Raw genomic sequence first — 25,715 nt, forward strand, 5'->3', positions numbered from 1 at the left:
GTCAGCTCAGAGCCGGGTCCCACTGGCCGGTGAGCACGCTGGCGGTCACCGCGACGACGCAGACCAGCACCGCACCGACGACGAACGCGGTGTCCAGCGGCCGCAGTTGCGAGCCGCGGGCGTTGGTGCGGGGGATGCCGGAGTCGAAGCCGCGGGCGTCCATCGCCGTGGCCAGCCGGGTGCCGCGCCGGATCGCTCCCACCAGCAGCGCGAAGGAGGTGCTGACCAGCAGCCGGGCGTGGGCGACCGGGTCCCGTCCCGCGTCCACCCCGCGGGCGCGGCGGGCCAGCCGGATCGTCTCGAACTCCGCGGCCAGCAGCGGCACCAGCCGGAGTGCGGCCAGCGCGCCGTAGGCGAACCGGGTCGACACCCGCCAGTGCAGGGTGAGCGCGTCGGCGAGCCGCACCGGGTCGGTCGAGGCGACGAGCAGGATGCCCGGCAGCGACAGCGCGACCACCCGCAGCCCCCAGGTCGCGCCGCTCACCCAGGCGTCGGTGCCGGACAGCGACCCGAACGCCACGTTGACCCAGGCCACCCCCGCCGCGCTGACCAGCAGCGGCCAGGTGCGCCGCAGGACGTCGCCGGGGCGGGTCAGCCCGGCCGCCGGCAGCAGCGCCACCTCCGCGGCCAGCAGCACCGCGGAGGTGAGCAGGTCGCCGCTGACCAGCAGCACGACGGTGACGACGACGATCGCGGTGAGCTGGGCGACGGGGTTGACCGCCGACAGCGGCACCGGGCGGGCCGGGCCCAGGGCGAGGGGCAGGCTCATGCCGGCACCGCCGGGCCCAGCGCCAGCACGTCGTCGGCCAGCGCGGTGACCACGCCCGCGTCGTGGGTGACCAGGCACAGCGCCCGGTCGCCGTCCTGCTGCTCGGCCAGCAGCGCCACCAGCTCGGCCCAGGTCTCGCGGTCCTGGCCGAAGGTGGGCTCGTCGAGCACCAGGACCCGGGGCGAGGTGGCCAGCGCGGTCGCCACCGACAGGCGCCGCTGCTGCCCGCCGGAGAGGGTGAACGGGTTGGCCTCGGCCAGCGCGGCGAGACCGAGCCGCTCCATCAGCTCCTCGGCCCGGGCGGTGTCGCCGGCGCCCAGCGCCAGCTCGTCGCGCACCCGGCCGGTGAGGAACTGGTGCTCGGGCTGCTGGAACACCGTGCCGATGCGCTGCACCAGCTCGCCGGCCCGCCACCGGTGCGGGGGCTGCTCCGGTCGGCGCAGGCCCGCGGTGAGCGCCGTCCCGGCGGTAACCCGGCCGGTGGTCGGCGCCCGCAGCCCGGCCAGCAGCAGCGCCAGCGTGGACTTGCCGGTGCCGTTGGGGCCGGTGACGGCCAGCGTCCGGCCCGCGGTCAGGACGACGTCGGTGGGCAGCAGCCCGGGGGAGTCGCTGCCGCGGTGGGTGTAGCCCGCGGCCTCGGCGGCCAGCAGCTGCTCGCCGGGGGCGTGCTGCTGCCGCAGGGGCAGCCGCGGGGGCGCCGGCCGCCAGTCGGGGCCGTGCTCGACGGTGCCGCCGCCGGGCAGCAGCTCGACCACCCGGTCCACCAGCGGCAGCCACGACTCGACGTCGTGGTCGACCACGACCAGCGTGGCGTCCCGGGCGGCGACCGCGCGGAGCACCGCGGTGCGCACCTGCGCGGCGCCGTCGGGGTCGAGCTGGGCGGTCGGCTCGTCGAGCAGGAGCAGCCCCGGCCGGGCGGCCAGCGCCCCGGCCAGCACCAGCCGCTGCTTCTGCCCGCCGGACAGCGCCGCGGTCGCCCGGTCCCGGCCGAGGTCGAAGCCGACGGCGTCCAGTGCCGCGTCGACCGCGGGCCAGATCTGGGCCGGCGGGGTGCCGGTGTTCTCCAGGCCGAAGGCCACGTCGTCCCCGGCCCGGATCATCACCAGCTGGGAGTCCGGGTCCTGGAACACCATGCCGACCCGCTGCCGGCGCCGGTCGGGCACGGCACCGTCGACGGTCAGCTCGCCGGCGGGGTCGCCGGTCTCGGGGTCCAGCAGACCGGCCAGCGCCCGGAGCAGCGTCGACTTGCCCGAGCCGGAGGCCCCGGTGAGCAGCACGCGCTCACCGGGGGCCACCGTCAGGTCGACGTCCCGCACCGCCCACGCCTTCCGCGTCGCGTGCCGGAACCCCCAGCCGGCCAGCCGCACTGCGGCTGGGGCCGTCACACGCGGGTGCGGCCGGCGGCGAACGAGGACAGTGCGCCGCTGGCCCGCAGGGCGCGGGTCAGCGCCATGCCGCCGATCCCGGCGATGAGCACCGTGCTGCCCACGACCAGCGCCAGGTAGACCGTCTTCCAGCCGGCGGTCCAGTCCGGGTAGTAGAAGTGGAAGTCCAGCAGGGCGGCGGCCAGCCCGGCCAGTGCCGCGGCCAGGAGCGCCTGCGGCCAGCCGGAGCGGCGGTAGCGGAACGCGGCGAAGCCCAGCTCGGCGGCCAGGCCCTGGAGCAGGCCGTACAGGATCACGGTGCTGCCGAAGTGCGAGCCGAGCAGCGCCTCGACGGTGGCACCGATGAGCTCGGCGAACACCGCGGCACCCGGCTTGCGCACGATCAGCGGCGCGACCACCGCGGCCACCAGCCAGACGCCGTAGAGGGCGGCCTGGCTGGGCGGGAAGCCGGCGAACGCCGGGCCGGTGGCGGTGTAGAGCAGCGACCACAGCCAGAAGACGACGCCGAAGGCGACGCCCAGCACGGCGGTGACGATGATGTCGACGGTGCGCCAGGACGACGTCCCGGGGGCAGCGTCGAGCGGTCGGACGGCCTTCTCGGCCATGGTGCTCCTCCAGACTCCCTGCGCCGGCATGACCCGGATCAGGTTCGAGGGTCTGCGGTTGCCCGCACTCTCAGCGCCGAGGCGCTCCCCTGTCGTGTGTGTGGCAGGAGCCTAGACCGACGACGCGTCCCCGCGGGTCGAGCCACCTGCCCGACCGGTCCGCCGCCAGCCGGTGCGGCCCGCCGGTCGGCGGGGCGGCTCAGCCCTGCCGGCGCTCCGGCCCGCCGTGCAGCCCGCGCCGGGCCATCGCCGCGGTCAGCGCCGTCCAGGTCCGGATCGGCAGCACCCTGACGACCTTCATCAGCACGGCCATCGGCAGCGGGAAGACGATCTCGGCGCGGTCGCGGGCGATGCCGTCGGCGATGGTGCGCGCGGCGTCCTCGACCGGGACCTTGAACGGCATCGGGAACCGGTTGCGGTCGGTCATCCGGGTGGCGACGAAGCCCGGGTTGACGGTCTGGACGACGATGCCGCGCGGCGCCAGCGACCCGCGCAGGCTCTCCAGCAGGTTGATCAGCGCTGCCTTGCCCGCGCTGTAGGCCTCCGAGCCGGGCATGCCGCGGTACCCGGCCACCGAGGCGACGCCGACGATGCGGCCGGACCCCGCGGCGGTCATCTGCGGGACGACGGCCTCCATCGTGTGCACCGCACCCATGACGTTGACCTGCAGGTGGTCGGCGAACAGCTGGGAGTCCCACGGTTCCACGTGGAACGCCGACCAGGTGCCGGCGTTGAGCACCGCGACGTCCAGGCCGCCCAGCGCCTCGCGCACCGCCCGGCCGGCGGCGACGGTGGCCGCCCGGTCGGTGACGTCGACCGGGACCACGGCCATCCGGCCCGCGGCCACCTCGGCCAGCTGGTCGGCGCTGCGGGCGCTGATCGCCACCCGGGCGCCGCGGTCGGCCAGCTCGCGGGCCAGCGCGGCGCCGATCCCGGTCGAGGCGCCGGTGACCCAGATGCGTGCTCCGTCCAGCTCCATCCCCTCAGCGTGGAGGATGGGGGCATGGCAGCACGTGGCAGGTCCGCACCCGCCGGTCGGCCCGGGCGAGGCGAGTTCGTCGTCTACCCGGGTGGGCCGACGGCGATCTACGACCTGCTGGAGCGGCTGTCCGCGGCCGCCGGCGACGCCCCGGAGTACGGCACCCCCGGCATCAGCCTGGACCGCACGCGGCTGACCGTGCGCTGGTTCGGCGAGCCGCCGGCCGCGGTGCAGCGGGTGCTCGACGGTGCGCAGGGCTTCGAGCTGACCGTCGCGCAGACCGAGTTCCGGCCCGCCGACCTGCGTGCCGAGGCAGCGCGGCTGCTGGCCGAGCACCCCGGCCTGGTCACCAGCGCCCGCGACCGCCCCGAGGGCGACGGCCTCGACGTGCTGGTCGCCCCGCCCGCCGCCGACGCCGCGGGCAGCCCGGACGCCGCCCTGGAGCAGGCCGGCGTCCAGGCCGCCTTCCCGCTGTTCGCCGAGGCCGGCGAGGCGCCCGCACCCTGAGGACGGCGGCCTGCGACCCCGGCTTTGCATGAAAATGCAGCGCAGTGAATAATCGCTGTCGTGTCCAAGGTCCTGACCTCTCTGCCCGTCGGCGAACGCGTCGGCATCGCCTTCTCCGGGGGTCTCGACACCTCCGTCGCGGTCGCCTGGATGCGCGACAAGGGCGCGGTGCCCTGCACCTACACCGCCGACATCGGCCAGGCCGACGAGCCCGACATCGGCTCGGTGCCCGGCCGCGCCACGACCTACGGCGCCGAGATCGCCCGGCTGGTCGACTGCCGCGCCGCGCTGGTCGAGGAGGGCCTGGCCGCGCTGACCTGCGGTGCCTTCCACATCCGGTCGGGTGGCCGCAGCTACTTCAACACCACCCCGCTGGGCCGCGCGGTCACCGGCACCCTGCTGGTGCGCGCCATGCTCGAGGACGGCGTCCAGATCTGGGGCGACGGGTCGACCTACAAGGGCAACGACATCGAGCGGTTCTACCGGTACGGCCTGCTGGCCAACCCCTCGCTGCGGATCTACAAGCCCTGGCTGGACGCCGACTTCGTCACCGAGCTCGGCGGCCGCAAGGAGATGTCGGAGTGGCTGGTCGCCCACGGCCTGCCCTACCGGGACAGCGCGGAGAAGGCCTACTCCACCGACGCCAACATCTGGGGCGCCACCCACGAGGCCAAGGCCCTGGAGCACCTGGACGCCAGCGTCGAGATGGTCCAGCCCATCATGGGCGTCCGCTTCTGGGACCCCGAGGTCGAGATCGCCACCGAGGACGTGACGATCGGCTTCGAGTACGGCCGGCCGGTCACGATCAACGGGCAGGAGTTCGCCTCCCCGGTCGACCTGGTGCTGGAGGCCAACGCCATCGGCGGCCGGCACGGTCTGGGCATGAGCGACCAGATCGAGAACCGGATCATCGAGGCCAAGAGCCGGGGCATCTACGAGGCGCCGGGGATGGCGCTGCTGCACGCCGCCTACGAGCGGCTGGTCAACGCCATCCACAACGAGGACACGATCGCCAACTACCACAACGAGGGCCGCCGGCTGGGCCGCCTGATGTACGAGGGCCGCTGGCTGGACCCGCAGGCGATGATGCTGCGCGAGTCGCTGCAGCGCTGGGTCGGCATGGCGGTCACCGGCGAGGTGACGCTGCGGCTGCGCCGCGGTGAGGACTACTCGGTGCTGCAGACCTCCGGCCCGGCGTTCAGCTACCACCCGGACAAGCTGTCCATGGAGCGCACCGTGGACTCCGCGTTCGGCCCGGTCGACCGGATCGGCCAGCTCACCATGCGCAACCTGGACATCGCCGACTCCCGCGCCAAGTTGGAGCAGTACGCCGCGATGGGCATGGTCGGCGGCGCGACCCCGACCGCGATCGGTGCGGCGCAGGCCGCGTCCACCGGGCTGATCGACGCCTCGCAGGCCGGCGGGGCCGAGGCCATCGCCTCCCGCGGTGGCATCTCCGCCCACGACGAGCTGCTCGACCGCGCCGCGATGGAGTCCGGCACCGACTGAGCGGTCCGCCGGGCTCCTGCTCCCAGGAGCCCGGCGGCGCACGGGTCAGCCGGCGGCGGGCCCGTAGGTCAGGTGCACGACGCCGTTGCTCAGCGGCTGCGCGCCCAGCAGGGCCAGCGTCTGCGCCGTCCCCTCGGGGAACAGCCGGATGCCGGTGCCCACGGCGACCGGGTAGACGTAGAGGTGCAGCTCGTCGACCAGCCCGTCGGCCAGCAGCGCCCGCACCAGGGTGGCGCTGCCGCTGACGTAGAGGTCGCCGTCCGTCTCGTCCTTCAGCGCCCGGACGCGGTCGGCGTCGTAGCCGCCGAGCACGGTGGAGTTCCGCCAGACCGACTCGGCGTCGGTCAGCGTCGAGCTCACGACGTGCTTGCGGGTGTCGTTGAAGAAGGGGGCGCCCGGGTCGTCGGCGACGGTGCGGGTCGACCAGGCCGGGGCGAACATCTCGAAGGTCGTGCGGCCCAGCAGGATGCCGGTCGCCGACCCGGTCAGCTCGCCGATCGAGGCCGACAGGTCGTCGGGGAACCCGAAGGACATCGTCCACATCGGGACGTCGACCACGCCGTCGACGGTGGTGAACTCGTGGACCTTGATCGCGCCCATGGCGGTGCTCCTCAGCGTCAGGACCGGCCGGCGCCGGTCACGTCACCCGTTGAGACGGTGGGTGGCCCACCTTCTCATCGGTCAGCCGAGGACGGTGCTCGTGAGCAGGTAGCCGTTGAGGCCGATGATCAGCGCGGCGACCAGCGAGCCGGTGAGCGTGGTGACCCGGCGGTTGACCCAGCCGCCCATCAGGTCCTTGCGCGAGGTGAGCCACAGCAGCGGCACCAGCGCGAACGGGATGCCGAAGCACAGCACCACCTGCGACCAGACCAGCGCCGTCGTCGGGTCCCCGCCCAGGCCGAGCACCAGCAGTGCGGGGGCCAGGGTGATCAGCCGGCGGGCGAGCACCGGGATGTGCCTGCGCAGGAACCCGGCCATCACGACCTGCCCGGCGTGGGTGCCGACGGAGGAGGCGGCGAACCCCGACGCCAGCAGCGCCAGGGCGAAGGCCAGGGCGGCGCCGGTGCCCAGCTGGTCGCCGAGGCCGGCGTGCACGCTCTCCAGCGAGGTGATCGAGGAGTCCCCGGTGAACAGCTGGGCGGCGATGATGAGCATGGCGGCGTTGACCAGGCCGGCCAGTCCCATGGCCAGCAGCACGTCCAGCCGCTGTGCCCGCAGCAGCCGGCCGCGCCCCTGCGCCGTCCGCCCGGCGGTGACCGCGTCGCCGTAGCGGCCCGGGGTGAGCGCGGAGTGCACGTAGATGACGTGCGGCATGACCGTGGCGCCCAGGATGCCGGTGGCCAGCAGCAGGCTGTCCTGCCCGGAGAAGCTGGGCACCATGCCGGTGGCGACGCCGCCCATGTCCACGCCGGAGCCGACCAGCGTGTAGGCGAACCCGCCGCCGATGACCAGCAGCAGCCCGGTGATGACCCGCTCGAACGGCCGGTGCCCCCGCGACTGGAAGGCCAGCAGCACGAACGCGACCACGGCGGTGATCAGCCCGCCGATCGGCAGCGGGACGCCGAAGAGCAGGTTCAGCGCGACGGCGCCGCCGACGATCTCGGCCAGGTCGGTGGCGATGGCGACGGCCTCGGCCTGTGCCCACAGGCCCCAGACGACCGGGCGGGGGAGCCGTTCCCGGCAGAGGCTGGCCAGGTCGCGGCCGGTGGCCAGTCCGAGCTTGGCGGTCAGCGACTGGATCAGCATCGCCATCAGGTTGGCCGCGACGATCACCCACAGCAGCGTGTAGCCGAAGGAGGCGCCACCGGAGAAGTTGGTGGCGAAGTTGCCGGGGTCGACGTAGGCGACGGCGGCGACGAACGCCGGGCCCAGCATCGCCCAGGTGCGGCGCCTGCTGCGCCGGGCCGGGCGGGGCAGCGTGCTGGGGAGGACGGCGGCCTCGGTCTTCGACAGGTACACGGGCCCTCCCGGGCTGGGGGATCGGGGTTGCACTCCTGTCCTGCCCGGCACGCGGGGGCCATCGGGGCCGACCTGTGGCCCCCGGGGGTCAGGCGAGCCTCGCCTGCGGCCGGGGCGCTGTGGTGATCACCTCGGGTCGGTGGTGGTCATCCGTGCGCGATGACCACCCACCGACCCGAGGTGATCACCGGAAGCCGCCGCTGCTCCGGGCATGGTGGGCTGGTGCGGGCTCACCTGCGGCCGGGGCACGGACGGGTCGGCGCCCGCCCGTGCCCCGAGGCGGTCAGGCCGGGACGATCAGACCGCTGGTCGCCGTCCGGGCGGTGGTGAGGCGCTGCTGCACGTCGGCCCAGTTGACGACGTTCCACCAGGCCTTGACGTAGTCGGCCTTCACGTTCTGGTAGTCCAGGTAGAACGAGTGCTCCCACATGTCGAGCATCAGCAGCGGCACGAGGCCGGCGGCGAGGTTGCCCTGGTGGTCGTAGAGCTGGTTGATCAGCAGCTTCTGGCCCACGGAGTCCCAGGTCAGCGCGGCCCAGCCGGAGCCCTGCACGCCCATCGCGGTGGCGGTGAAGTGGCCCTGGAAGCCGTCGAAGCCGCCGAACTGGTCGTCGATCGCCGCGGCGATCTCGCCGTCGGGGCGGCCGGCGCCGTCGGGGGTCATGTTCGGCCAGAACACCGAGTGGTTGACGTGCCCGGCCAGGTTGAAGGCCAGGTTCTTCTCGTGCAGGTTGACCGTGGCGAAGTCGCCGGTCGACCGGGCGTCGGCGAGCTTCTCCAGCGCGGTGTTGGCACCGGCCACGTAGGTGGCGTGGTGCTTGTCGTGGTGCAGCTCCATGATCCGGCCGCTGATGTGCGGCTCGAGGGCGCTGTAGTCGTAGGGCAGGTCGGGCAGGGTGTACTCGGGCACGAGGTCTCCTCAGGTCGGAACCGGACACCTCGGTCATCCCCAGCTCCGTCGTCCTCCCGGTGCCGGTCCGTGGCCCCCCGGGGTCAGGTCTGGTGGGGCGCGTGGGGCGACTGAGCAGGATTCGGAGCTCCCCCTCTCCGCTGGGGGCCGGGGTCCGGCAGCATGTGCCCACGCCCAGCGATCCCTGGTACGGCACCCCGCACCCGGATGCATCGCGGCGACGGGGGAGAGGTCATGACGGTGGTCGGAGCACGCAGGAGGGTCGTCTCGACGACGCTGCTCATCGCCCTCGCGTTGCTCGCCGCCCTCGTCGGCGCACCGCGTGCGCTCGCCGCCACGGTGCCCAGCCCGCCCGCCAGCGTGACGATGACGTCCGGGAACGGGTCGATCACGGTGACCTGGGAGGCCGCCCGGGACGGCGGCTCCCCGATCACCGGGTACGTGGTCGACTGGGGTGCCACGGGGACCCTGGCCACCACGACCACCGTTCCCGGCGCCCTCCGCACCGTGACGTTCGACGGGCTGACCAACGGCCTGAGCTACTGGGCGAGCGTCTGTGCTGTCAACGCCGAGGGACGCAGCCGGGACTGCCAGGGCTCGACGTCCATGGCGACGCCCGGGACCCCGGGGCTCCCGGAGGACCTGGTGGCGAGCCAGCTCCCGGGCGGCACCGTCCGGCTGTCCTGGCTGGCGGCCGACGGGAACGGTGCCGAGCCCTCGCGCTACCACTTCTCGGCCTACATGGCCGATGAGTGGCGGGAGATCGACACGGCGTCGTGGGTGCCGGGACCAGAGGGTCCCGGCCGCTACTGGGTCGACCTCGACGACCTGCCGACCGGCGCCGAAGAGCAGTTCCACGTCTACGCCACCAACCGGTTCGGCAGCGGGGCCGCGGCACTGCTGAGGTACCGGCCGTACTGGATGGGCGAGATGCCGGCCGGCCACGCGCTGTCCGATGGCGCCGAGATCCGTTCCCCGGACGGGCGCTACTCCGCCGTCATGCAGGACGACGGCAACTTCGTCGTCTACGCGGACGGCACCCGCCCGTTGTGGGACAGCCGTACGTGGCGCGGCCGCGACACGAGGGTGGAGCTGCGGGACGACGGCGACCTCGTGGTGTTCGACGCCCTGGGCTGGTCCCTGTGGGACTCGGGGACGGCGGGCAACCCCCGATCGCGGCTCGCCATGCAGGACGACGGCAACCTCGTGCTCTACGCAGCGGACGGCGCTGCGCTGTGGTCCACCGGCTGGGACCGGGGTGCCGGAGTCGTCCGGGACACCATGTGGGGCACCCAGCAGCTGACGACCGACCGCTCGATCGTGTCCCGCAACGGCCGCTACACCCTGGTGATGCAGCCCGACGGCAACCTGGTCGTCTACGCACCCGGTCGGCGACCGGTGTGGGACGCGAGGTCCTACGCAGGGGCCGGCCGGCGGATGGTGGTGCAGGCCGACGGCAACGTGGTCGTCTACAACGAGTTCCGGGCCCCGGTCTGGGACTCCGGGACCTGGGGCAACCCCGGTGCGCGCCTGGCGCTCCAGGACGACGGCAACCTGGTGCTCTACAGCGTCCGTGGCGAGCCGCTGTGGTCGTCGGGCTGGGACCGCGGAGTCGGTGCGCCGCGCGACACCCTGTGGGCCACCCAGCAGCTCACGACCGACCAGTCGCTGGTGTCCCGTGACGGCCGGTACACGGTGGTCATGCAGGCCGACGGCAACCTGGTGCTCTACGCACCCGGCCGGCAGGCGCGCTGGAGCACCAACACCTGGAACGGCCTGCGCAGCCGGCTGAGCCTGCAGATCGACGGCAACGCGGTGCTGGTCGCGCCGGGGAAGCGGCCGCTGTGGGACTCACGCACCTGGGGTCAGCGCGACGTCCGGCTGACGGTGCAGGACGACGGCAACCTCGTGGTCTACGCCGCCAACGGCCGCGCGCTGTGGTCGTCGATGTCCGGCCGCACCTACTGAGCTGAGCGGGCCGGCTGGCGCACCAGGGTCCAGACCGGCAGCTCGTGGTCGACCGCCGTCCGGGTGGCGTGGGTGACGGCGAAGCCCGACCGCTGCAGCCAGCGGACGACGGTGGACGTGTAGACCGTCGCGGCGGCCGGCACGCCCGCGGCGTCGCAGCGGTCCAGCACCGGCTGCAGGACCGCAGCACCCAGGCCGGCGTGCCGGGCGGCCGGGCGGGTGCCCACCGCGTGCAGCCACCAGTGCGGCTCGTCCGGCCGGCCGAGGGCGCCGAGCCGCTGGCTGGCCAGCACCACCGGCTGCCGGGCCCCGAACACCCGGGGCAGGTCGCGGTCGATGACCGCCTGCAGGTCCGCGCCCGGCTCCCCGGCGTCGGGGGCGACCCACGCGGCCACCGCGCTGACGTCGTCGGTCACCCATGCCGTCCCGGCCAGCACCGGCACCAGCCCGCCCCACAGCTCCGCCCACCGCGACAGCCGCTGGGTGCGCCCGTCCTCCGGCAGCGCCCACGACGTCCACCGGTAGTCGGGGTAGGCCTGCGACAGCGTGGCGGCCATGCGGGGGACGTCGGCGCGCGTGGCGAGCCGGACGACGGGGGGTGTGCTCACCTCCCGATGAGACCACGCGGGGGGCGGTCGGGCGGCCGTACGCCGGAGCACCTCCGCTGTCACACGGCGCGGGTAGCGTGCCCGACGGTCGATCGACAGCAGGGGAGGGGGCGGCCGTGGACGACGTGGTGGTGGGCTCGCTCCCGTCGTCGCTGCCGGAGACGGTCACGGCGGCCCCGGACCCGGCCTTCGAGCGGTTCGCCCGGCTGGCCCGGCAGATGCTGGGCGTGCCGGTGGCCCTGGTGTCCTTCGTCTCCGCCGACGAGCAGGTCTTCCCCGGCGCGCTCGGGCTTCCCGAGCCCTGGCAGCGCAGCCGCCGGACCCCGCTGTCGCACAGCTTCTGCCAGCACGTCGTCCGCACCCGGGCGCCGCTGGCGATCGCCGATGCCCGGCTCGACCCGCTGGTGTGGGAGAACCTGGCGATCCGCGACCTGGACGTGGTCGCCTACCTCGGCGTCCCGCTGGTCGGTGCCGAGGGCGAGGTCGTCGGGTCGCTGTGCGCGATCGACGGCCGTCCGCGGGAGTGGACCGACCCCGAGGTCGCGGTGCTGCAGGACCTCGCCGACGCCTGCAGCTCGGAGCTGCAGCTGCGCACGCTGCGCGCCCGGGCCACCGAGGCGGCGGTGCGCGCGGCCACCGCCCAGGCGCGCGCCGAGGTGTCGCTGGCCGAGCGGCGCACGGTCGCCGAGACGCTGCAGCAGGCGATGCTCACCCACCTGCCCGAGGCCGACGACCTCGAGATCCGCGCCCGCTACCTGCCCTCCCACGTCGGCGACCAGGTGGGCGGTGACTGGTACGACGCCTTCCGCACCGCCGACGGCGCCACGGTGCTGGCCATCGGCGACGTCACCGGCCACGACATGGCGGCCGCGGCCACGATGGGCCAGCTGCGCACGCTGCTGCGCGCCTTCGCCTACGACCGCGGCGAGGAGCCCTCCCAGACGCTGGGCCGCCTGGACCGGGCGATGACCGGGCTGGACGTCGCCGGGCTGGCCACGATCGTGCTGGCCCGCATCGAGCAGGACGCCGCCGGCACCCGGCTGCTGCGCTGGTCCAACGCCGGCCACCCGCCGCCGGTGCTGCTGCACACCGACGGTACGACGACGCTGCTGGACCGCCGCCCCGACCTGCTGGTGGGCGTGGACCCCGGCCGGTCCCGACACGACTGGACCGTCGAGCTCGCGCCCGGGGACACCGTCCTGCTGCACACCGACGGGGTGATCGAGCACCGTGACTGGGGCTCCGACATCGACCTGGGCACCGCCATGCTGCGCCGCACCCTCGGCGAGTACTCCCACCTCCCCCTGGACCAGCTGCTGGACACCGTGGTGAGCCGCAACGGCGACGGTCGTGAGGACGACATCGCCCTCCTGGCGGTTCGCTGCCACCCGGGGGACCAGGCCCGCCCGGCCGAGGCGTGACCGGGCAGCCCGTGGGCGATCGGCCGACCGGTCGCCGTGCTCTCCTGTACCCGACATGACCGCGACGACGAGCCCCCGCCAGCGCTGGGACGTCGTCGTCGCCGGTGCCGGGCCCGCCGGGCTCGCGGTCGCCGCCGCGTGCGCCACCCGCGGCCTGCGGGTCGTGCTGGTCGCGCCGCACCTGCGGCCCTGGCAGCAGACCTACGGCCTGTGGGCCGACGAGCTCGACGCGGTGACCACGGCCCTGCTCGGCCGGGCGGCCGGCCCGGCGCTGGGCCACCGGTACCCGGCCACCGTGGTGCGCAGCGCCGCCGGCCGGCGGGACCTCGGCCGCGGGTACGCCCGCCTGCACAACGACGTCGTCCACGGACTCCTGCTCGACCAGCTCTCCGGCGGCGGCCGGACCGTCACCGGCAGCGTCACCGGCGTCCGGCCGGACGCCGGCGGCCAGCGGGTCACGCTGGCCGACGGGACGACGCTGACCGCCGGGCTGGTCGTCGACGCGCGGGGCGGCGGGCCGGGCAGCGCCCAGCAGCGGGCCTGGGGCGAGCGGGTCACCGGCGACGTCACGGACCTGGTCCCCGCCGGGAGCGCACTGCTCATGGACTGGGTGGCCCTCCGGGAGCCCGGCACGCCGCAGGCGCCCGCGTTCCTCTACGGGATGGGCCTGGACGACGGCACGACCCTGCTGGAGGCCACGTCGCTGGCGGCCCGCCCGCCCGTGCCGCTGCCGCAGCTGCGCGACCGGCTGCACCGGCTGATGCACGAGGCCGGTCTGCGCACCGCCGCGGAGCCGGAGCGGGTGGCGATCCCGCTCGACGCCTCGGCCCGGCGCGGGGCCGGCGTCCCGGTCGGGGCCGCGGCCGGCCTGGTCCACCCGGCGACCGGGTACAGCGTGGCGGCGTCGCTGCGCACCGGCGGCGCCGTCGCCGACGCCGTGCTGGCCGGGGCCGACGCCGCTGCGGTGCGGGCGCTGGTGCGCGGCGCCCGGAGGCGAGCGACCCTGGGCCTGCTCGGGCTGGGCCGGGAGGTGCTGCTCGGGCTCGACGAGGAGCAGACCGACGCCTTCTTCGGCACCTTCTTCACCCTGCCGGGGCCGGCGTGGGCCGCCTACCTCGACACCGGCTCCCCGCCCTCGGCGGTCGCGGCCACGATGCTGCGGGTCGCCCGGGCGCTGCCGCCGGCCGGTCGCCGCTCCCTGGCCGCCGGGGTCGCGCGCGCCGTGCGCCCCCGGGCGAGGACCTGACCGCCCGACGCAGGTACTTGAAGTCTCAAGCACGTTGGCGCAGACTGGGGTCCCCACCGACCAGCAGGAGCCCGCGATGCCCGTCCAGCGCCTCAACCACGCCGTCCTCTTCGTCCGCGACGTCGACCGCAGCGCCGCCTTCTACCGCGACGTCCTCGGCTTCCGGGTGAAGGTGGAGATGCCCGGCCGGGCGGTGTTCCTGCAGGCCGAGGGGTCGACCAACGACCACGACCTCGGGCTGTTCGCGGTGGGGGAGCAGGCCGGGCCCTCGGGTGCCGGGCGAAGCACCGTCGGGCTCTACCACCTGGCCTGGGAGGTCGACACCCTCGCCGAGCTGGCCCGGGTCCGAGGCGCGCTGGCCGAGGTCGGCGCCCTGACCGGGGCCTCGGACCACGCCACCACCAAGGCGCTCTACGCCCAGGACCCCGACGGCATCGAGTTCGAGGTCTCCTGGCTGCTGCCGGCCGACCTGATCACCCCCGAGATCGAGGCCCAGGGCGCGACCACCCGGGCGCTGGACCTCGCCGGGGAGATCGCCCGCTACGGCGCGGACACCCGCGGCGGCGTCGGGGTCAGCGTCCCCGCCTGACGGCGACGCCGAGCTCTGCGCTCTCGTGGCATCCCGGCCCGGGACGCCACGAGTTCGCAGACCTCACGCACGCCGCACGCCGCTGACGGCCGCCGTCCGCGGCTGACGGACGACGCCCGCGCTGACGGGTGCCGTCCGCCGCGCGTCCACCGCGCACGGACGGCGTCCGGCGTTCAGGGCCGGAGGAGCAGGATGCTGCTGATCGCGGTGGCCAGCAGGCGGTCGGACCCGTCGTGCAGGACGGCCTCGGCCAGCGCCGTCCGGCTGCCCAGGTGGGTCACCGTGCCGGTGCAGCGCACCCGACCGGTGTCGACGGTGATCGGGCGGATGAACTTCACCGTCAGGTCCAGGCTGGTGTAGCCGACGCCGGCGGGCAGCCTCGAGTGCACGGCGCAGCCGGTCGCGGAGTCCAGCAGGGTGGCGTAGACGCCGCCGTGCACCGAGCCGATCGGGTTGTAGTGGTACTCGGCCGGCTCGACGGCGAAGACCACCCGGCCCTCCTCCACCGACTCGAGCTCGAAGCCGAGGGTCGCGACGACCGGCGGGGCGGGGAGCTCCCCGGCCGCCATGGCCCGCAGCACCTCGATGCCCGAGGACGTCCTGGCCGCCTCGACGGAGGCCATCGGGTCGCCCCAGCTGTAGGTGCGTTCACGCGTCGGCTCGCTCGTCACCCGGCGGACCGTATCCCGCGACTCTTGATGGAGTCCCAGCGCTGCGTCTTCCGAGCGCTGGGACTCCATCAGCGTCGTCAGGCGGCGGCGCGGGCGGTGGTGAGCAGGCGGCCGTGCTCGGCGGCCTCGCGCTCGGCGGTCGCCTTGAGCTCGGCGGCCATCTCGGTGAAGGAGTCCAGCGCCGGGTTGACGCCGACCAGGGTGAAGTCGCGCTCGACGACGCGCAGGTCCATGCCCCACACGTCCTCGAGGATGCGGCGCATCCAGCTGGTGGCGTGGTCCCAGCCCTCTCGGGGGGTGCCGGCGCTGTAGTTGCCCCCGCGGACGGTGACCAGCACCGCGGGCTTGCCGGTGGTCGGGGCCTCGGCGCGCGGGCCGAAGCGGGGGTCGCAGATGACCAGGTCCACGTAGCTCTTCATGTGCTGCGAGACCCCGAAGTTGTACAGCGGGACGGCGAACAGCAGCGCCTCGGCGTCGGCGAGCTCGTCGGCCAGCGTGGCGGCGAGGGTGGCGGCCTCGGTCTGGGCCGGGGTGCGCTGGTCGGCGGACAGGTAGGACCCGCTCACGGCCTCGCCCCAGGCGGTGGCCGGGATCGGCTCGGTGCCGACGTGCCGGCGGGTGACCGGTGCATCGGGGTTCCCCGCCCGCCACTCCCGCTCGACGATGTCGGCGATCTCGCGGCTGGCCGAGCCGTCGACCCGGATGCTGGCGTCGAGACGGAACAGGGACATGGTGGCGCTCCTCCATCGAAAGCAGCTAGCTGTTTGCTAGAACTTCGGGAAAGTTAGCACTTCGGAAAGAGGAGTGTCGAGCTCGACACGGTGCGGCCTACGATGGACCGGTGACGCAGGAGCTGGTGCACGAGCCGAAGGCGTGCGACGGCGCCCTGGTGCGCGCCTTCGGCTTCCTGGGCAAGCGCTGGAACGGGATGATCATCGGGGTCCTGTCCGAGGGGCCGACGACCTTCACCGGGCTCCGCCGGGCCGTGGTCGGGATCAGCGACTCCGTGCTGTCCGACCGGCTGACCGAGCTGGCCCGGGCGGGGCTGGTGCAGCGCACCGTCGACGAGGGTCCGCCGGTGGCCGTGAGCTACCAGCTCACCGAGGCCGGCGCCTCGCTGCGGCCGGTCCTCGAGCAGCTCGCCACGTGGGCCGCCACCAGCCTCCCCGAGCGGGAGTGCACCGGGGACCACTGAGGGCTCAGCAGCCGCAGCTCACCGCGGCCGGCGCCGTCAGCAGGTCGACGTCCCCGCGCGCGACGCCGTCGGCGGTCTCCACCGGCAGCCCCTCGCGCGCCCAGTACTCGAAGCCGCCGAGCATCTCCCGCACCCGGAAGCCGAGCTCGGCGAGCGCCAGCGCCGCCCGCGTCGCGCCGTTGCACCCGGGGCCCCAGCAGTAGGTGACCACCGGGACGGCGGGGTCCAGCTCGGTCACCGCCCGCGCCGGCACCTCACGACCCGGCAGGTGCACCGCACCCGGGACGTGCCCCTGGGCCCAGGACTCCGCGCTGCGGCTGTCCAGCAGCACGAAGCCCGGGCGGCCGGACTCCAGGGCCGCGTGCACGTCGGAGACGTCGGTCTCCACCGCCAGCCGGCGGGCGAAGTGGGCGGCGGCGTCGGCGGGGGAGGTCGACCAGTCCAGGCTCATGCCGCTCATCGTGCGGACGTCGCGGGCGCCGGACGAGGGCCTGAGCTGCCGGGATCCGCAACGATCCGGACGGCGCGCGGACGCAGGGGTTGACGGGGAAGCCAACTGACATGTCAGATGTCAGCATGCCGATCCAGCCCGTCCCGCGCGTGCTGCTGCGCGACCAGGCCGTCACGGTGATCCGGTCGGCCATCGTCACCGGTGAGCTGGCTCCCGGCGCGGTGCTCAAGGACAGCGAGCTGGCCGGGCGGCTGGGCCTCTCGGTCGCCCCCGTGCGCACGGCGCTGGCCCGGCTGGCCGACGAGGGGCTGGTCGAGAGCAAGCCGCAGAGCCACACCCGGGTGACCCCGCTGGTCCTGCAGCAGGTGCGGGACGCCGCCGTGGTGGTCCGGGCGATGCACGAGCTGGCGGCCGGCGAGGCCGCGGCCGCGGTCACCCCGGACGACGTCGGAGCGATGCGGGCGGCCAACGGCCGGTTCGCCGCCGCCGTCGCGGCCGGGGACCTCGATGCGGCGCTCACCGCCGACGACGAGCTGCACGGGGTCCTGCTGGACCGCTGCGGCAACGGCGCGGTGCGCGCCACGATCGACCGCTTCACCCCCGCCGTCCGGCGGTTGGAGCGGCAGCGCTTCGCCGCGGCGCACGGCCGGGAGTCGGTCGTCGCACACGAACGGCTGATCACCGCCTGCGCGGACGGCGACGTCGCCGCCGCCGTGGCCACCACGACCGAGATCTGGACCGCCCTGCTGTCCGAGCTGGAGGAGACCCCCGATGACCGTCCCTGACACCGCCCGACCCTCCCTGGGCGACTTCCCCCGCCACCCGCTGCTCTTCGGCCCCTCCCCGGTGCACCGCCTGGACCGGCTGACCGCCCACCTGGGCGGCGCGGCCGTGTGGGCCAAGCGCGAGGACGTGAACTCCGGCATCGCGTTCGGCGGCAACAAGACCCGCAAGCTCGAGTACCTGGTCGCCGACGCGCTGGCCCAGGGCTGCGACACCCTCGTCTCGATCGGTGGCGTGCAGAGCAACCACACCCGCCAGGTCGCCGCCGTCGCCGCGCACGTGGGCTTGAAGTGCGTGCTCGTGCAGGAGAGCTGGGTCGACTGGCCCGACGCCGTCTACGACAAGGTCGGCAACATCCTCATCAGCCGGCTGGCCGGCGCCGACGTCCGGCTGATGAAGGCCGGGTTCGGCATCGGGTTCAAGGAGAGCTGGGAGACCGCGCTCCGCGAGATCACCGAGCGCGGCGGGAAGCCCTACCCGATCCCGGCGGGCGCCTCGGACCACCCGCTCGGTGGGCACGGCTTCGCGAACTGGGCGCATGAGGTCGCCGCGCAGGAGGCCGAGCTCGGCGTCTTCTTCGACACCGTCGTCGTCTGCTCGGTGACCGGCTCCACCCAGGCCGGCATGGTCGCCGGGTTCGCCCAGCTGGAGGAGCAGGGCGCCCGCCCGCGCCGGGTGCTCGGCATCGACGCCTCGGCCAAGCCCGCCGAGACCCGCGACCAGGTGCTGCGGATCGCGCAGCGGACGGCGGCTGCGATCGGCGTCCAGCGGGAGCTCACGCTCGACGACGTGGAGCTCGACGAGCGCTACCACGCGGGCGTCTACGGCATCCCGGACGCGACGACCATCGCGGCGATGGAGCTGGCCGCCCGCACCGAGGGCATGGTCACCGACCCGGTCTACGAGGGGAAGTCGATGGCCGCGACGATCGACCTGGTCGGCCGCGGCGAGATCGACCGGTCCTCCACCGTGCTCTACGCCCACCTCGGCGGGCAGCCGGCCCTCAACGGCTACAGCGCGCTGTTCTCCTGAGCTGCGCGGCGCTGGCGCAGGATCAGCACGGCGCCGACCGCCGCGAGCACGACCACCAGCACGGCGAGGGCGAGGGCGGCCTCGGTGAGGTCGGTCGCGGTGGCCAGCTCCCCGACGCCGAGCACCGGCACGGTGATGCCCAGGTAGGCGACCACGAAGAAGCTCGAGGTCACCGCCGCCCGGTCGGCCGGCCCCGCCAGCGCCCCTACCCGGGACACCGCCGACTGGAAGGAGAAGCCGATGCCGGCCCCGCCCACCACCGCGGCGGCCAGGAACAGCGGGAGCGAGCCGGCCGCCAGCGCCGCGACGACCAGGGCCGCGCCGACCGGCATCAGGGCCAGCCCGAGCAGCTCGGTGCGGTCGATGCCCACCCGGCGGACCAGCAGCTGTCCGGCGACACCGGCGGCGAACACCAGCGCGATGGTCAGGCCCACCAGCTGCGGGCTGGGGTCGTCCAGCTCGGCGCCGAGGAAGCTGCTGGTCAGCGAGGTGAACAGCCCGAGCAGGGCGAAGGCGACGAACCCGGCGGTGGCCGCGGCGACGAACCGGGCGCGGGTTGCACGTGGAACACCGAGCCGCTGGGGGCGGACCGCCCGGCGCACCTCGGCCACGCTGCGGGCGGTCTGCGGGCCGGTCTCCGGCACGGTCAGCAGTGCCGCCGCGGACAGCAGGAGCAACAGCAGGAACGCCCAGTACGGGGTGCTGGTCGGGTGCGGCAGGTGGGTGGCCAGCACGCCGGAGAGCACCGGTCCCAGGCCCAGGCCGCCCATGTTGGCCGCGGTGGCCAGCGTGGTCGCCGTCCGCCGGTCGGGGTGGAGCTCGGCCAGCGCGGCGGTCGCCGTCCCGGTGACCAGGCCGACCGACAGCCCGGAGGCGACCCGGCCCAGCAGCAGGCCGGGCAGGGTCTGCCAGCTCAGGAACAGCACGGTGCTCACCACCGCGATGCCGAGGGCCAGGACCAGCACCGGCCGGCGGCCGACCCGGTCGCTGAGCCCACCGCCGAGCAGCAGCGCGGTGAGCGTGCCCACCGCGTAGGCGGCGAAGACGACGGTCACCAGGAACGGCGAGAGGTCCAGCGACCGGACGTAGAACGGGTACAGCGGGGCCGGGACGGTGCCGCCGAGCATCACCACCGTGAAGAGGCAGCCGACCACGACGACCGGCAGGCGCCCGCGGAGGGCAGCGGTCACAGCGGCACGGCCAGGCCCTCGGGGCTCGGCTGGCGCAGCGCCTCGGCGATCGAGGGCCGCATCGGCTCCAGGCCGGTGCCGGCCAGGACGACGTCGCGGACGAAGGCGTGCCAGGCCCCGGAGCGGCGGACCATGCCGTGCCCGCCGACGACGGTGAACCGGGCGACCCGGGCACCGGCGCGGCGGGCCCGCACCGCGAACTCCGCCGACAGCCGGGCCGGCACCCAGCGGTCGCCCCGGCCGTGCAGGATCGTCACCGTCTGCTCGCGCAGGTGCATCACCGGCTCACCGGGCGGCGTCCACGGCGCCAGCGCGCAGACCGCGGTGACCGACGGCTCGCCGCCGGCGCGCAGCACGGCCCGGCCGCCCATCGAGTGCCCGACCAGCACGATCGGGACGTCGGTGCCGTGCTGCTCGCGCAGCTGTGCGATCGCCCAGACGACGTCGGCGTGGGCGTCGGCGGCCTCGCCGTTCCACCCGGCCACGCGGTAGCGGAGCAGGGCGGTGGCGATGCCGCGGTCGGTGGTGGTCGCGTGCACGTGGTGCTCGATGGCGCGCATCCGCACCAGCGACAGGGCGCGCTCCTTGGGCGGCTCGACGCTGGTGACGGTGCCGCCGTGGCAGAACAGCGCGATGCCCCGGGTCTCCCCGGTGGCCGGACGCTGTTCCAGCGCAGGCTGCCGTGGCTGCGGGCGCTCGGCGTCCGGGGTGGTCGAGGGGTCCATGACCTCAGCGGCGCTTGCGGCCGCCGCGCAGCCGGTCCCGGGTGCGGTCGCCGAGGGCACCGGCCTTGAGCAGCCCGTTGCTCACCGAGGTGGGTCCGTTGCGCCGCTCCAGGGTCTGGCCGAGCTTGCGGAGCAGGCCGCTGGCGAGCGGGACGATGAAGGTCAGCAGGACCCAGGTGCGGAACCGGCGGGTGAGGAAGAGCCACATGATCAGCCCTCTGCCCGGATCCGCGGCCGCGCAACCGGGGGAGCTCGCGGCTGCGCGGTGTCAGTCGGCGGAGCCGGCAGCGGCCCGGGTGGCGGAGACGACCAGGTTCGACCCGGACAGCGCCGTCCCGTCGGTGAGCGCCCGGGTCCACTGCCCGGTGTCGGCGACGGCGGCCCAGTTCGAGTCCAGCAGGGCCAGCAGCGTCGTGTGCACCGTCCGGGCGTCGACCGAGCCGGCCTCGTTGGAGATCCCGATGGCGCCGGTGGCGTCGGAGAGGACCTCGACCGACAGCCCGTGCGTCTCGGCCTCGGCGGCGGAGGCCAGCACGCAGTTGTTGGTCATGTAGCCGACCAGGGTGAGGGTGTCGACGTCCCGCTCCCGGAGCCAGTCCAGCAGCCCGGTACCGGCGAAGACGGTGCCGTACTGCTTCTCCGCGTGGAATGAGCCGGGCTGCACGCGCTCGGCCACCTCGGGGCGGAGCTGCCACTCCGGGGTCGTCGGGTCGAACACCGGCGCCCCCTCACCGGACGTGTGCTGGAGCACCGCCACCGGCAGCTGGGCCTGGTTCGCGGCGTCGAGGGCCGCCGCGATCCGGGACAGGGACTCCGCGTGCGGCGGGTACCGGATCTCGAGCGGGCCGGAGAAGTACTGCTGCTGGACGTCGATGACGACCAGGGCGCGGCGGGGCGAGGTCATGGGTCCTCCTCGGGAGGGGTCGTCGGGGTCGCGTCCCACTGTGGACGCCGCAGCGGGACCTCGCCATGAGCGGCCCGCCGAGGTCGGGGCAGGCGGGCCCGGCCGGTCAGTCGAGGAAGAGCCACATGACCAGCTCTCTGCCCCGATCGCCCGGCCGCCGACCCGAGCCGGCCGCCCAGGGGCAGGCGAGGCTGCTGTGACGCGAGGGGGCCGGGGGAGGACGAGTTCGTCACGGGGGTCGCGCCGTCCTGGTGGACAGCCCCGTGAGCTGGTCTGCTGCGCGGGCTGCGGTCCGCTGGGTGCGGCCGTGGCAGCGCAGTGCGCGAGCAGGTCGACACGGGGGAGCGGTTGGTGACGGAGCAGGAGTGGACCGGTGGACGACGCCGGGACGGGGTGACAGGGGGCCGCCCGCGGCGGACCGCCCGAGCGGGGGTCCTCATGGCGAGCGCGCTGCTCGCGCTGGGGGCCGGCGCGGTCGGCGTGGCGCGGGCGGACGTGACCACGGTGGCGGTGGACGACCTGCGGACCGGGTGGGACGCGGTCGAGCCCGGCCTGGCGCCGAGCACGGTCGAGTCCGCCGCGTTCGGGCAGCTCTTCTCGACGCCGGTCGACGGGCAGGTCTACGCCCATCCGCTGGTCATCGACGGCACCGTCGTCGCCGCCACGGAGAACAACCACGTCTACGGCCTCGACGGGGTCACCGGCGCCCAGCGCTGGGACAGGTCGCTCGGGCCGGCATGGCCGTCTGCGACGGTGGGCTGCGGCGACCTGGCCCCCACCATCGGGGTGACGTCCACGCCCGTCTACGACCCAGCCACCGACAGCGTCTACGCGCTCGCCAAGGTGAACGACGGCGGCTCGGCGAAGGTCCCGCACTGGTGGATGCACGCCCTCGACCCGGTCACCGGCGCCGAGCGGCCGAACTTCCCGGTGATGATCGGCGGGGCACCCACCAACGACCCGACGCGGCCGTTCAACGCCTTGACCGCGATGCAGCGCCCGGGGCTGCTGCTCCTCGACGGCGTCGTCTACGCGGGCTTCGCCAGCCACTGTGACTACGCCCCGTTCGTCGGCTACGTCGCGGGGGTGTCCACGTCCGGGCGGCAGACCACCTTGTGGGCCACGGAGTCCGGCAACGCCAACGCCGAGGGCGGCATCTGGCAGTCCGGCGGGGGCCTGGTCTCCGACGGGCCGGGGCAGATCCTGTTCGCCACCGGCAACGGCATCTCGCCGGCCAAGGGCCCCGGGAAGACGCCGCCGTCGACCCTGGCCGAGTCCGTCGTCCGCCTGCAGGTCGGGGGCGACGGCAGCCTGGCCGCGACCGACTTCTTCAGCCCGTTCGACAACGCGAAGCTCGACCAGGACGACGCCGACCTGGGCTCGGGCGCGCCGCTGGCCATCCCGGACGGCTACGGCAGTCCTCTCCACCCGCACCTGCTGGTCCAGGTCGGCAAGGACGGGCACGTGCGCCTGCTGGACCGCGACGACCTGGGCGGGATGGGCCAGGGCCCGAACGGCACCGATGCGGTCCTCGACAGCGCCGGTCCCTACAGCGGCGTCTGGGGCAAGCCGGCCTTCTTCGGCACCCCGCAGGGCGGCTACGTCTACACCGTCGCAGCCAACGGCTACCTCCGGGCGTTCAAGCTCTCCGCACGCCCGGACGGCAGTGTCGCGCTCGCGTCGATCGGCACCAGCCCCGACGTACTGGGCTACACGTCCGGCTCCCCGGTGGTCACGTCCACCGGCACCGACCCCTCGACGGCGCTGATCTGGGTGAGCTACGCCGCCGCCGCCAACGGGTCGCAGGGCCAGGTGCGGGCCTACCGTGCGATGCCGGACGCCGACGGCCAGCTCAAGCAGGTCTTCAGTGCGCCGATCGGCACCGCGGCCAAGTTCACCTCCGTGGCCACCGACGGTGGGCGTGTGTACGTCGGCACCCGGGACGGCCGGGTGTTCGGGTTCGGTGCGCCGACCTCCGCGGCGCTCGGTGCGACCGCGACCGACCTGGGCTCCGCCCCGGTCGGCGGCAGCTCCGTCGCCACGGTCCGGCTGACCGCCTCGCGCGACGTGTCGATCACCGGAGCCACCGCGGTGGCCCCCTTCAGCATCGACCCGAGCGCCCTGGGCCTGCCCCGGGCGCTGGTCAAGGGCGACGCGCTCGACGTCCCGGTGACCTTCCGGCCCACCACGACCGGGCAGTCCGACGGCACGCTGGAGCTCACGACGGCCGCCGGGGAGACCGTGCGCATCGGCGTGCACGGCCTCGGCACACGGACGGGCCTCGGCGCGCTGCCCGCGAAGCTGGCGTTCACCGACGTCCCGACCGGGACGCTCAGCCGGCAGACGGTCAACGTCGTCAACACCGGGACCGCCCCGGTGACCATCCAGGCCGTCACCGTGCCGACGGACCCGGCCATCACCGTCGCGCCGGAGTCGCTGCCGGTGGTCGGCCAGCAGCTGGCCCCTCAGGCATCGGTCCCGGTGGCGCTCACCTTCACGCCCGGCGCCGCCGGATCGCTGTCCGACGCCCTGACGGTGACCAGCGACGCCGGGTCGGTGACGGTGCCGATCTCGGCGACCGCCGTCGACGGGGCGCCGCACCTGGAGCTGCCGGCTTCGCTGGACTTCGGCGACGTGCCGGTCGGCCTGAGCTCGACGCTGTCCTTCCCCGTGGAGAACACCGGCAACATCGCCCTGACCATCACCAAGGCCAAGGCGCCGGCCGGTGTGTTCACGACCACCGAGCCGATGTCGGAGAACTTCACCATCCCGCCGGGCGAGACGGCCTACCAGACGGTCACCTTCGCCCCGACCGCGATCGGCCAGGCCGGTGGTCCCGCCTTCTTCTACCTGCTCACCGGCAACGACGGCCGGGGTGAGCAGAAGGTCATGTTGACCGGCAACGGCATCGACGACCCGATCGCCGCCGCGGCCGTCCGGGTCGGTGCCGGCAAGGGCACGTGGATCGGCGTCGGTCAGGCGCTGCGCCCGCAGTACGTCATCGCCGGCGGCAGGTGCCAGGACTACACCAACGGCATCATCTGCTGGTCGCCCGGCACCGGGGCGTACGTCGTCCAGGGCCTGATCGCGCAGGCCTACCTCGCGGCCGGCGGGCCGGCGGGCCCGCTCGGCTTCCCGACGACCGACGAGGGCACGACCGCGGACGGGGGTGGTCGGTACAACCACTTCTCCGGTGTCGGTGGGGCGTCGATCTACTGGACGCCGGCGACGGGGGCGCACTCGGTCCAGGGTGCGATCCGGGACCGGTGGATCGCACAGGGCTGGGAGCGCGGGCCGCTGGGCTACCCGGTGACCGACGAGGTGGCGACCACGGACGGCAGGGGTCGGTACAACGACTTCTCCGGTGTCGGCGGGGCGTCGATCTACTGGACGCCGCAGACCGGTGCGCACTCGGTGCAGGGCCTGGTCCGCGACCGCTGGGTCGCCTCGGGCGGCGCACTGGGCCAGCTCGGCTACCCGGTGACCGACGAGACCGCCACCCCGGACCGGGTGGGCCGGTACAACCACTTCTCCGGTTCCGGTGGGGCGTCGATCTACTGGACGCCGGCGACGGGGGCGCACTCGGTCCAGGGTGCGATCCGGGACCGGTGGGCCGCGCAGGGCTGGGAGCGCGGGCCGCTGGGCTACCCGGTGACCGACGAGCAGGGGGCGCCGGACCGGGTGGGCCGGATGAACCACTTCTCCGGTGTCGGTGGGGCGTCGATCTACTGGACGCCGGCGACGGGGGCGCACTCGGTGCAGGGTGAGATCCGGAAGCGGTGGGCCGCGCAGGGTTGGGAGCGTGGGCCGCTGGGCTACCCGGTGACCGACGAGCAGGGGGCGCCGGACCGGGTGGGCCGGTACAACCACTTCTCCGGTTCCGGTGGGGCGTCGATCTACTGGACGCCGCAGACCGGTGCGCACTCGGTCCAGGGTGAGATCCGCAACCGGTGGGCGGCCCAGGGCTGGGAGCTGGGTCGGCTCGGCTACCCGACCAGCGACGAGTACGGCGTCCCCGAGGGCCAGCGGAGCGACTTCCAGCGTGGCGCCCTCGTCTGGGAGCCGCGGATCCGCCAGGTCACGCTCCGCTGACCGCCTGGCCCCGGGACGCCGTCCCGGGGCCGGGCACCGGGTCCCCCGCACGGTGTCAGGCCGGGGGACCCGGGGCAGCGTCGGTGCAGGTGCACCGCCGAGGTGGCCCGGGGTGGTCGCAGCCGGGCCTGGGGACCCGTGTCGGTGCCCTGGCCGGACCGGCCGCCGCCCTCGCCACGACGGTGCCGGGGGTGCCGTTCCCGGCCCTGCCCACCCT

At 74.7% G+C, this 25,715-nt stretch carries 25 protein-coding genes and 1 riboswitch; of the genes, 10 read left to right on the forward strand and 15 right to left on the reverse strand.

All coding sequences use genetic code 11. The features are described from left to right. Nucleotide 1: 1 nt before the first annotated feature. From KUM42_RS10890 to KUM42_RS10905, 4 genes are all read right to left on the reverse strand, one after another. A complete protein-coding gene (locus tag KUM42_RS10890) occupies nucleotides 2–769 on the reverse strand; it encodes an energy-coupling factor transporter transmembrane protein EcfT (protein ID WP_237492177.1) in 768 nt (255 codons plus the stop codon). Beyond that, on the reverse strand, nucleotides 766–2,154 hold the full coding sequence (locus KUM42_RS10895) for an ABC transporter ATP-binding protein (RefSeq protein WP_237492178.1): 1,389 nt from the start codon (nucleotides 2,152–2,154) through the stop codon (nucleotides 766–768). The genes KUM42_RS10890 and KUM42_RS10895 overlap by 4 nt, the downstream gene beginning before the upstream one ends. Then, a complete protein-coding gene (locus KUM42_RS10900) occupies nucleotides 2,151–2,759 on the reverse strand; it encodes an ECF transporter S component (RefSeq protein WP_237492180.1) in 609 nt (202 codons plus the stop codon). The genes KUM42_RS10895 and KUM42_RS10900 overlap by 4 nt, the downstream gene beginning before the upstream one ends. After that, nucleotides 2,758–2,860: riboswitch (TPP riboswitch) on the reverse strand. Its footprint overlaps the gene before it by 2 nt. A gap of 98 nt (nucleotides 2,861–2,958) precedes the next feature. Further along, nucleotides 2,959–3,738: an SDR family oxidoreductase gene (locus KUM42_RS10905; protein WP_237492182.1), complete on the reverse strand. Its 780-nt coding sequence runs from the start codon at nucleotides 3,736–3,738 to the stop codon at nucleotides 2,959–2,961. A 24-nt stretch (nucleotides 3,739–3,762) separates the two neighbouring features. On the opposite strand from KUM42_RS10905, the gene KUM42_RS10910 reads away from it, so the two are divergent. Both KUM42_RS10910 and argG read left to right on the forward strand, forming a co-directional pair. Beyond that, complete coding sequence (locus tag KUM42_RS10910; RefSeq protein WP_237492185.1) at nucleotides 3,763–4,245, forward strand: hypothetical protein; 483 nt, start codon at nucleotides 3,763–3,765, stop codon at nucleotides 4,243–4,245. 60 nt (nucleotides 4,246–4,305) lie between these two features. Next, nucleotides 4,306–5,754 (forward strand): argininosuccinate synthase, encoded by a 1,449-nt coding sequence (gene argG / locus KUM42_RS10915; RefSeq protein WP_237492190.1) that lies wholly within the window; start codon nucleotides 4,306–4,308, stop codon nucleotides 5,752–5,754. A gap of 45 nt (nucleotides 5,755–5,799) precedes the next feature. Here the strand turns inward: argG and KUM42_RS10920 are convergent, their stop codons facing one another. The 3 genes from KUM42_RS10920 to KUM42_RS10930 form a co-directional block, all read right to left on the reverse strand. Beyond that, entirely contained in the window at nucleotides 5,800–6,354 is a 555-nt protein-coding gene (locus KUM42_RS10920) for a dihydrofolate reductase family protein (protein WP_237492192.1), read from the reverse strand. 81 nt (nucleotides 6,355–6,435) lie between these two features. Continuing rightward, complete coding sequence (locus KUM42_RS10925; protein ID WP_237492193.1) at nucleotides 6,436–7,713, reverse strand: Nramp family divalent metal transporter; 1,278 nt, start codon at nucleotides 7,711–7,713, stop codon at nucleotides 6,436–6,438. Between the two features lie 283 nt (nucleotides 7,714–7,996). Beyond that, entirely contained in the window at nucleotides 7,997–8,623 is a 627-nt protein-coding gene (locus KUM42_RS10930) for a superoxide dismutase (protein WP_237492194.1), read from the reverse strand. Between the two features lie 234 nt (nucleotides 8,624–8,857). Here KUM42_RS10930 and KUM42_RS10935 point away from each other — a divergent pair, with 234 nt between their 5' ends. After that, a complete protein-coding gene (locus KUM42_RS10935) occupies nucleotides 8,858–10,591 on the forward strand; it encodes a fibronectin type III domain-containing protein (RefSeq protein ID WP_237492195.1) in 1,734 nt (577 codons plus the stop codon). On the opposite strand, the gene KUM42_RS10940 is transcribed toward KUM42_RS10935, so the two are convergent. After that, nucleotides 10,585–11,199: a GNAT family N-acetyltransferase gene (locus KUM42_RS10940; protein WP_237492196.1), complete on the reverse strand. Its 615-nt coding sequence runs from the start codon at nucleotides 11,197–11,199 to the stop codon at nucleotides 10,585–10,587. The genes KUM42_RS10935 and KUM42_RS10940 overlap by 7 nt on opposite strands. 116 nt (nucleotides 11,200–11,315) lie before the next feature. On the opposite strand from KUM42_RS10940, the gene KUM42_RS10945 reads away from it, so the two are divergent. The 3 genes from KUM42_RS10945 (at nucleotide 11,316) to KUM42_RS10955 (ending at nucleotide 14,455) form a co-directional block, all read left to right on the forward strand. Further along, a complete protein-coding gene (locus KUM42_RS10945; protein WP_237492197.1) occupies nucleotides 11,316–12,620 on the forward strand; it encodes a PP2C family protein-serine/threonine phosphatase in 1,305 nt (434 codons plus the stop codon). 55 nt (nucleotides 12,621–12,675) lie between these two features. Next, nucleotides 12,676–13,866, forward strand: a complete 1,191-nt coding sequence (locus KUM42_RS10950; protein ID WP_237492198.1) for a lycopene cyclase family protein — start codon at nucleotides 12,676–12,678, stop codon at nucleotides 13,864–13,866. A 76-nt stretch (nucleotides 13,867–13,942) separates the two neighbouring features. Continuing rightward, entirely contained in the window at nucleotides 13,943–14,455 is a 513-nt protein-coding gene (locus tag KUM42_RS10955; RefSeq protein WP_237492199.1) for a VOC family protein, read from the forward strand. A 173-nt stretch (nucleotides 14,456–14,628) separates the two neighbouring features. Here the strand turns inward: KUM42_RS10955 and KUM42_RS10960 are convergent, their stop codons facing one another. Both KUM42_RS10960 and KUM42_RS10965 read right to left on the reverse strand, forming a co-directional pair. Beyond that, nucleotides 14,629–15,126 carry a PaaI family thioesterase gene (locus KUM42_RS10960; protein ID WP_237492200.1) on the reverse strand — a complete coding sequence of 166 codons (498 nt, stop codon included), beginning with the start codon at nucleotides 15,124–15,126 and terminating at the stop codon, nucleotides 14,629–14,631. Between the two features lie 77 nt (nucleotides 15,127–15,203). Beyond that, complete coding sequence (locus KUM42_RS10965; protein ID WP_237492201.1) at nucleotides 15,204–15,857, reverse strand: FMN-dependent NADH-azoreductase; 654 nt, start codon at nucleotides 15,855–15,857, stop codon at nucleotides 15,204–15,206. 110 nt (nucleotides 15,858–15,967) lie between these two features. Between KUM42_RS10965 and KUM42_RS10970 the strand changes: the two genes are divergently transcribed. Beyond that, on the forward strand, nucleotides 15,968–16,321 hold the full coding sequence (locus KUM42_RS10970; RefSeq protein ID WP_237492202.1) for a helix-turn-helix domain-containing protein: 354 nt from the start codon (nucleotides 15,968–15,970) through the stop codon (nucleotides 16,319–16,321). Between the two features lie 4 nt (nucleotides 16,322–16,325). On the opposite strand, the gene KUM42_RS10975 is transcribed toward KUM42_RS10970, so the two are convergent. Beyond that, the gene (locus KUM42_RS10975; RefSeq protein ID WP_237492203.1) at nucleotides 16,326–16,772 is read right to left on the reverse strand and encodes a rhodanese-like domain-containing protein; all 447 of its coding nucleotides are present in this window, start codon (nucleotides 16,770–16,772) and stop codon (nucleotides 16,326–16,328) included. 125 nt (nucleotides 16,773–16,897) lie between these two features. Here KUM42_RS10975 and KUM42_RS10980 point away from each other — a divergent pair, with 125 nt between their 5' ends. Both KUM42_RS10980 and KUM42_RS10985 read left to right on the forward strand, forming a co-directional pair. After that, nucleotides 16,898–17,557 (forward strand): GntR family transcriptional regulator, encoded by a 660-nt coding sequence (locus KUM42_RS10980; RefSeq protein WP_237492204.1) that lies wholly within the window; start codon nucleotides 16,898–16,900, stop codon nucleotides 17,555–17,557. After that, nucleotides 17,544–18,587: a 1-aminocyclopropane-1-carboxylate deaminase gene (locus tag KUM42_RS10985; protein WP_237492206.1), complete on the forward strand. Its 1,044-nt coding sequence runs from the start codon at nucleotides 17,544–17,546 to the stop codon at nucleotides 18,585–18,587. Before KUM42_RS10980 ends, KUM42_RS10985 begins: the two co-directional genes overlap by 14 nt. Here KUM42_RS10985 and KUM42_RS10990 read toward each other — a convergent pair. The 4 genes from KUM42_RS10990 to KUM42_RS11005 are packed head-to-tail and all read right to left on the reverse strand — an operon-like array spanning nucleotide 18,566 to nucleotide 21,406. After that, nucleotides 18,566–19,777: an MFS transporter gene (locus tag KUM42_RS10990; RefSeq protein ID WP_237492207.1), complete on the reverse strand. Its 1,212-nt coding sequence runs from the start codon at nucleotides 19,775–19,777 to the stop codon at nucleotides 18,566–18,568. The two genes, KUM42_RS10985 and KUM42_RS10990, sit on opposite strands and share 22 nt — an antisense overlap. Beyond that, nucleotides 19,774–20,502, reverse strand: coding sequence for an alpha/beta fold hydrolase (locus tag KUM42_RS10995; protein ID WP_237492209.1), 729 nt, complete (start codon nucleotides 20,500–20,502; stop codon nucleotides 19,774–19,776). The genes KUM42_RS10990 and KUM42_RS10995 overlap by 4 nt, the downstream gene beginning before the upstream one ends. A gap of 4 nt (nucleotides 20,503–20,506) precedes the next feature. Then, nucleotides 20,507–20,710 carry a hypothetical protein gene (locus KUM42_RS11000; RefSeq protein WP_237492211.1) on the reverse strand — a complete coding sequence of 68 codons (204 nt, stop codon included), beginning with the start codon at nucleotides 20,708–20,710 and terminating at the stop codon, nucleotides 20,507–20,509. Nucleotides 20,711–20,770: 60 nt separating this feature from the next. Further along, nucleotides 20,771–21,406 carry an isochorismatase family protein gene (locus KUM42_RS11005; protein WP_237492213.1) on the reverse strand — a complete coding sequence of 212 codons (636 nt, stop codon included), beginning with the start codon at nucleotides 21,404–21,406 and terminating at the stop codon, nucleotides 20,771–20,773. A 438-nt stretch (nucleotides 21,407–21,844) separates the two neighbouring features. Between KUM42_RS11005 and KUM42_RS11010 the strand changes: the two genes are divergently transcribed. Then, nucleotides 21,845–25,498, forward strand: coding sequence for a choice-of-anchor D domain-containing protein (locus tag KUM42_RS11010; protein ID WP_237492214.1), 3,654 nt, complete (start codon nucleotides 21,845–21,847; stop codon nucleotides 25,496–25,498). Nucleotides 25,499–25,715 lie beyond the last annotated feature (217 nt).

This window comes from Modestobacter sp. L9-4 (assembly GCF_019112525.1).
Lineage (GTDB): Bacteria > Actinomycetota > Actinomycetes > Mycobacteriales > Geodermatophilaceae > Modestobacter.

What these genes read in the sequence shown, in the direction of transcription:
- KUM42_RS10900 (WP_237492180.1), bottom strand. Translation starts at nt 2,759, where the DNA reads ATGGCCGAGAAGGCCGTCCGACCGCTCGACGCTGCCCCCGGGACGTCG.
- KUM42_RS10985 (WP_237492206.1), top strand. Translation starts at nt 17,544, where the DNA reads ATGACCGTCCCTGACACCGCCCGACCCTCCCTGGGCGACTTCCCCCGC.
- KUM42_RS10975 (WP_237492203.1), bottom strand. Translation starts at nt 16,772, where the DNA reads ATGAGCCTGGACTGGTCGACCTCCCCCGCCGACGCCGCCGCCCACTTC.
- KUM42_RS11000 (WP_237492211.1), bottom strand. Translation starts at nt 20,710, where the DNA reads ATGTGGCTCTTCCTCACCCGCCGGTTCCGCACCTGGGTCCTGCTGACC.
- KUM42_RS10965 (WP_237492201.1), bottom strand. Translation starts at nt 15,857, where the DNA reads ATGTCCCTGTTCCGTCTCGACGCCAGCATCCGGGTCGACGGCTCGGCC.
- KUM42_RS10905 (WP_237492182.1), bottom strand. Translation starts at nt 3,738, where the DNA reads ATGGAGCTGGACGGAGCACGCATCTGGGTCACCGGCGCCTCGACCGGG.
- KUM42_RS10955 (WP_237492199.1), top strand. Translation starts at nt 13,943, where the DNA reads ATGCCCGTCCAGCGCCTCAACCACGCCGTCCTCTTCGTCCGCGACGTC.
- KUM42_RS11010 (WP_237492214.1), top strand. Translation starts at nt 21,845, where the DNA reads ATGGCGAGCGCGCTGCTCGCGCTGGGGGCCGGCGCGGTCGGCGTGGCG.
- KUM42_RS10995 (WP_237492209.1), bottom strand. Translation starts at nt 20,502, where the DNA reads ATGGACCCCTCGACCACCCCGGACGCCGAGCGCCCGCAGCCACGGCAG.
- KUM42_RS10980 (WP_237492204.1), top strand. Translation starts at nt 16,898, where the DNA reads ATGCCGATCCAGCCCGTCCCGCGCGTGCTGCTGCGCGACCAGGCCGTC.
- KUM42_RS10935 (WP_237492195.1), top strand. Translation starts at nt 8,858, where the DNA reads ATGACGGTGGTCGGAGCACGCAGGAGGGTCGTCTCGACGACGCTGCTC.
- KUM42_RS10950 (WP_237492198.1), top strand. Translation starts at nt 12,676, where the DNA reads ATGACCGCGACGACGAGCCCCCGCCAGCGCTGGGACGTCGTCGTCGCC.
- KUM42_RS11005 (WP_237492213.1), bottom strand. Translation starts at nt 21,406, where the DNA reads ATGACCTCGCCCCGCCGCGCCCTGGTCGTCATCGACGTCCAGCAGCAG.
- KUM42_RS10890 (WP_237492177.1), bottom strand. Translation starts at nt 769, where the DNA reads ATGAGCCTGCCCCTCGCCCTGGGCCCGGCCCGCCCGGTGCCGCTGTCG.
- KUM42_RS10920 (WP_237492192.1), bottom strand. Translation starts at nt 6,354, where the DNA reads ATGGGCGCGATCAAGGTCCACGAGTTCACCACCGTCGACGGCGTGGTC.
- KUM42_RS10910 (WP_237492185.1), top strand. Translation starts at nt 3,763, where the DNA reads ATGGCAGCACGTGGCAGGTCCGCACCCGCCGGTCGGCCCGGGCGAGGC.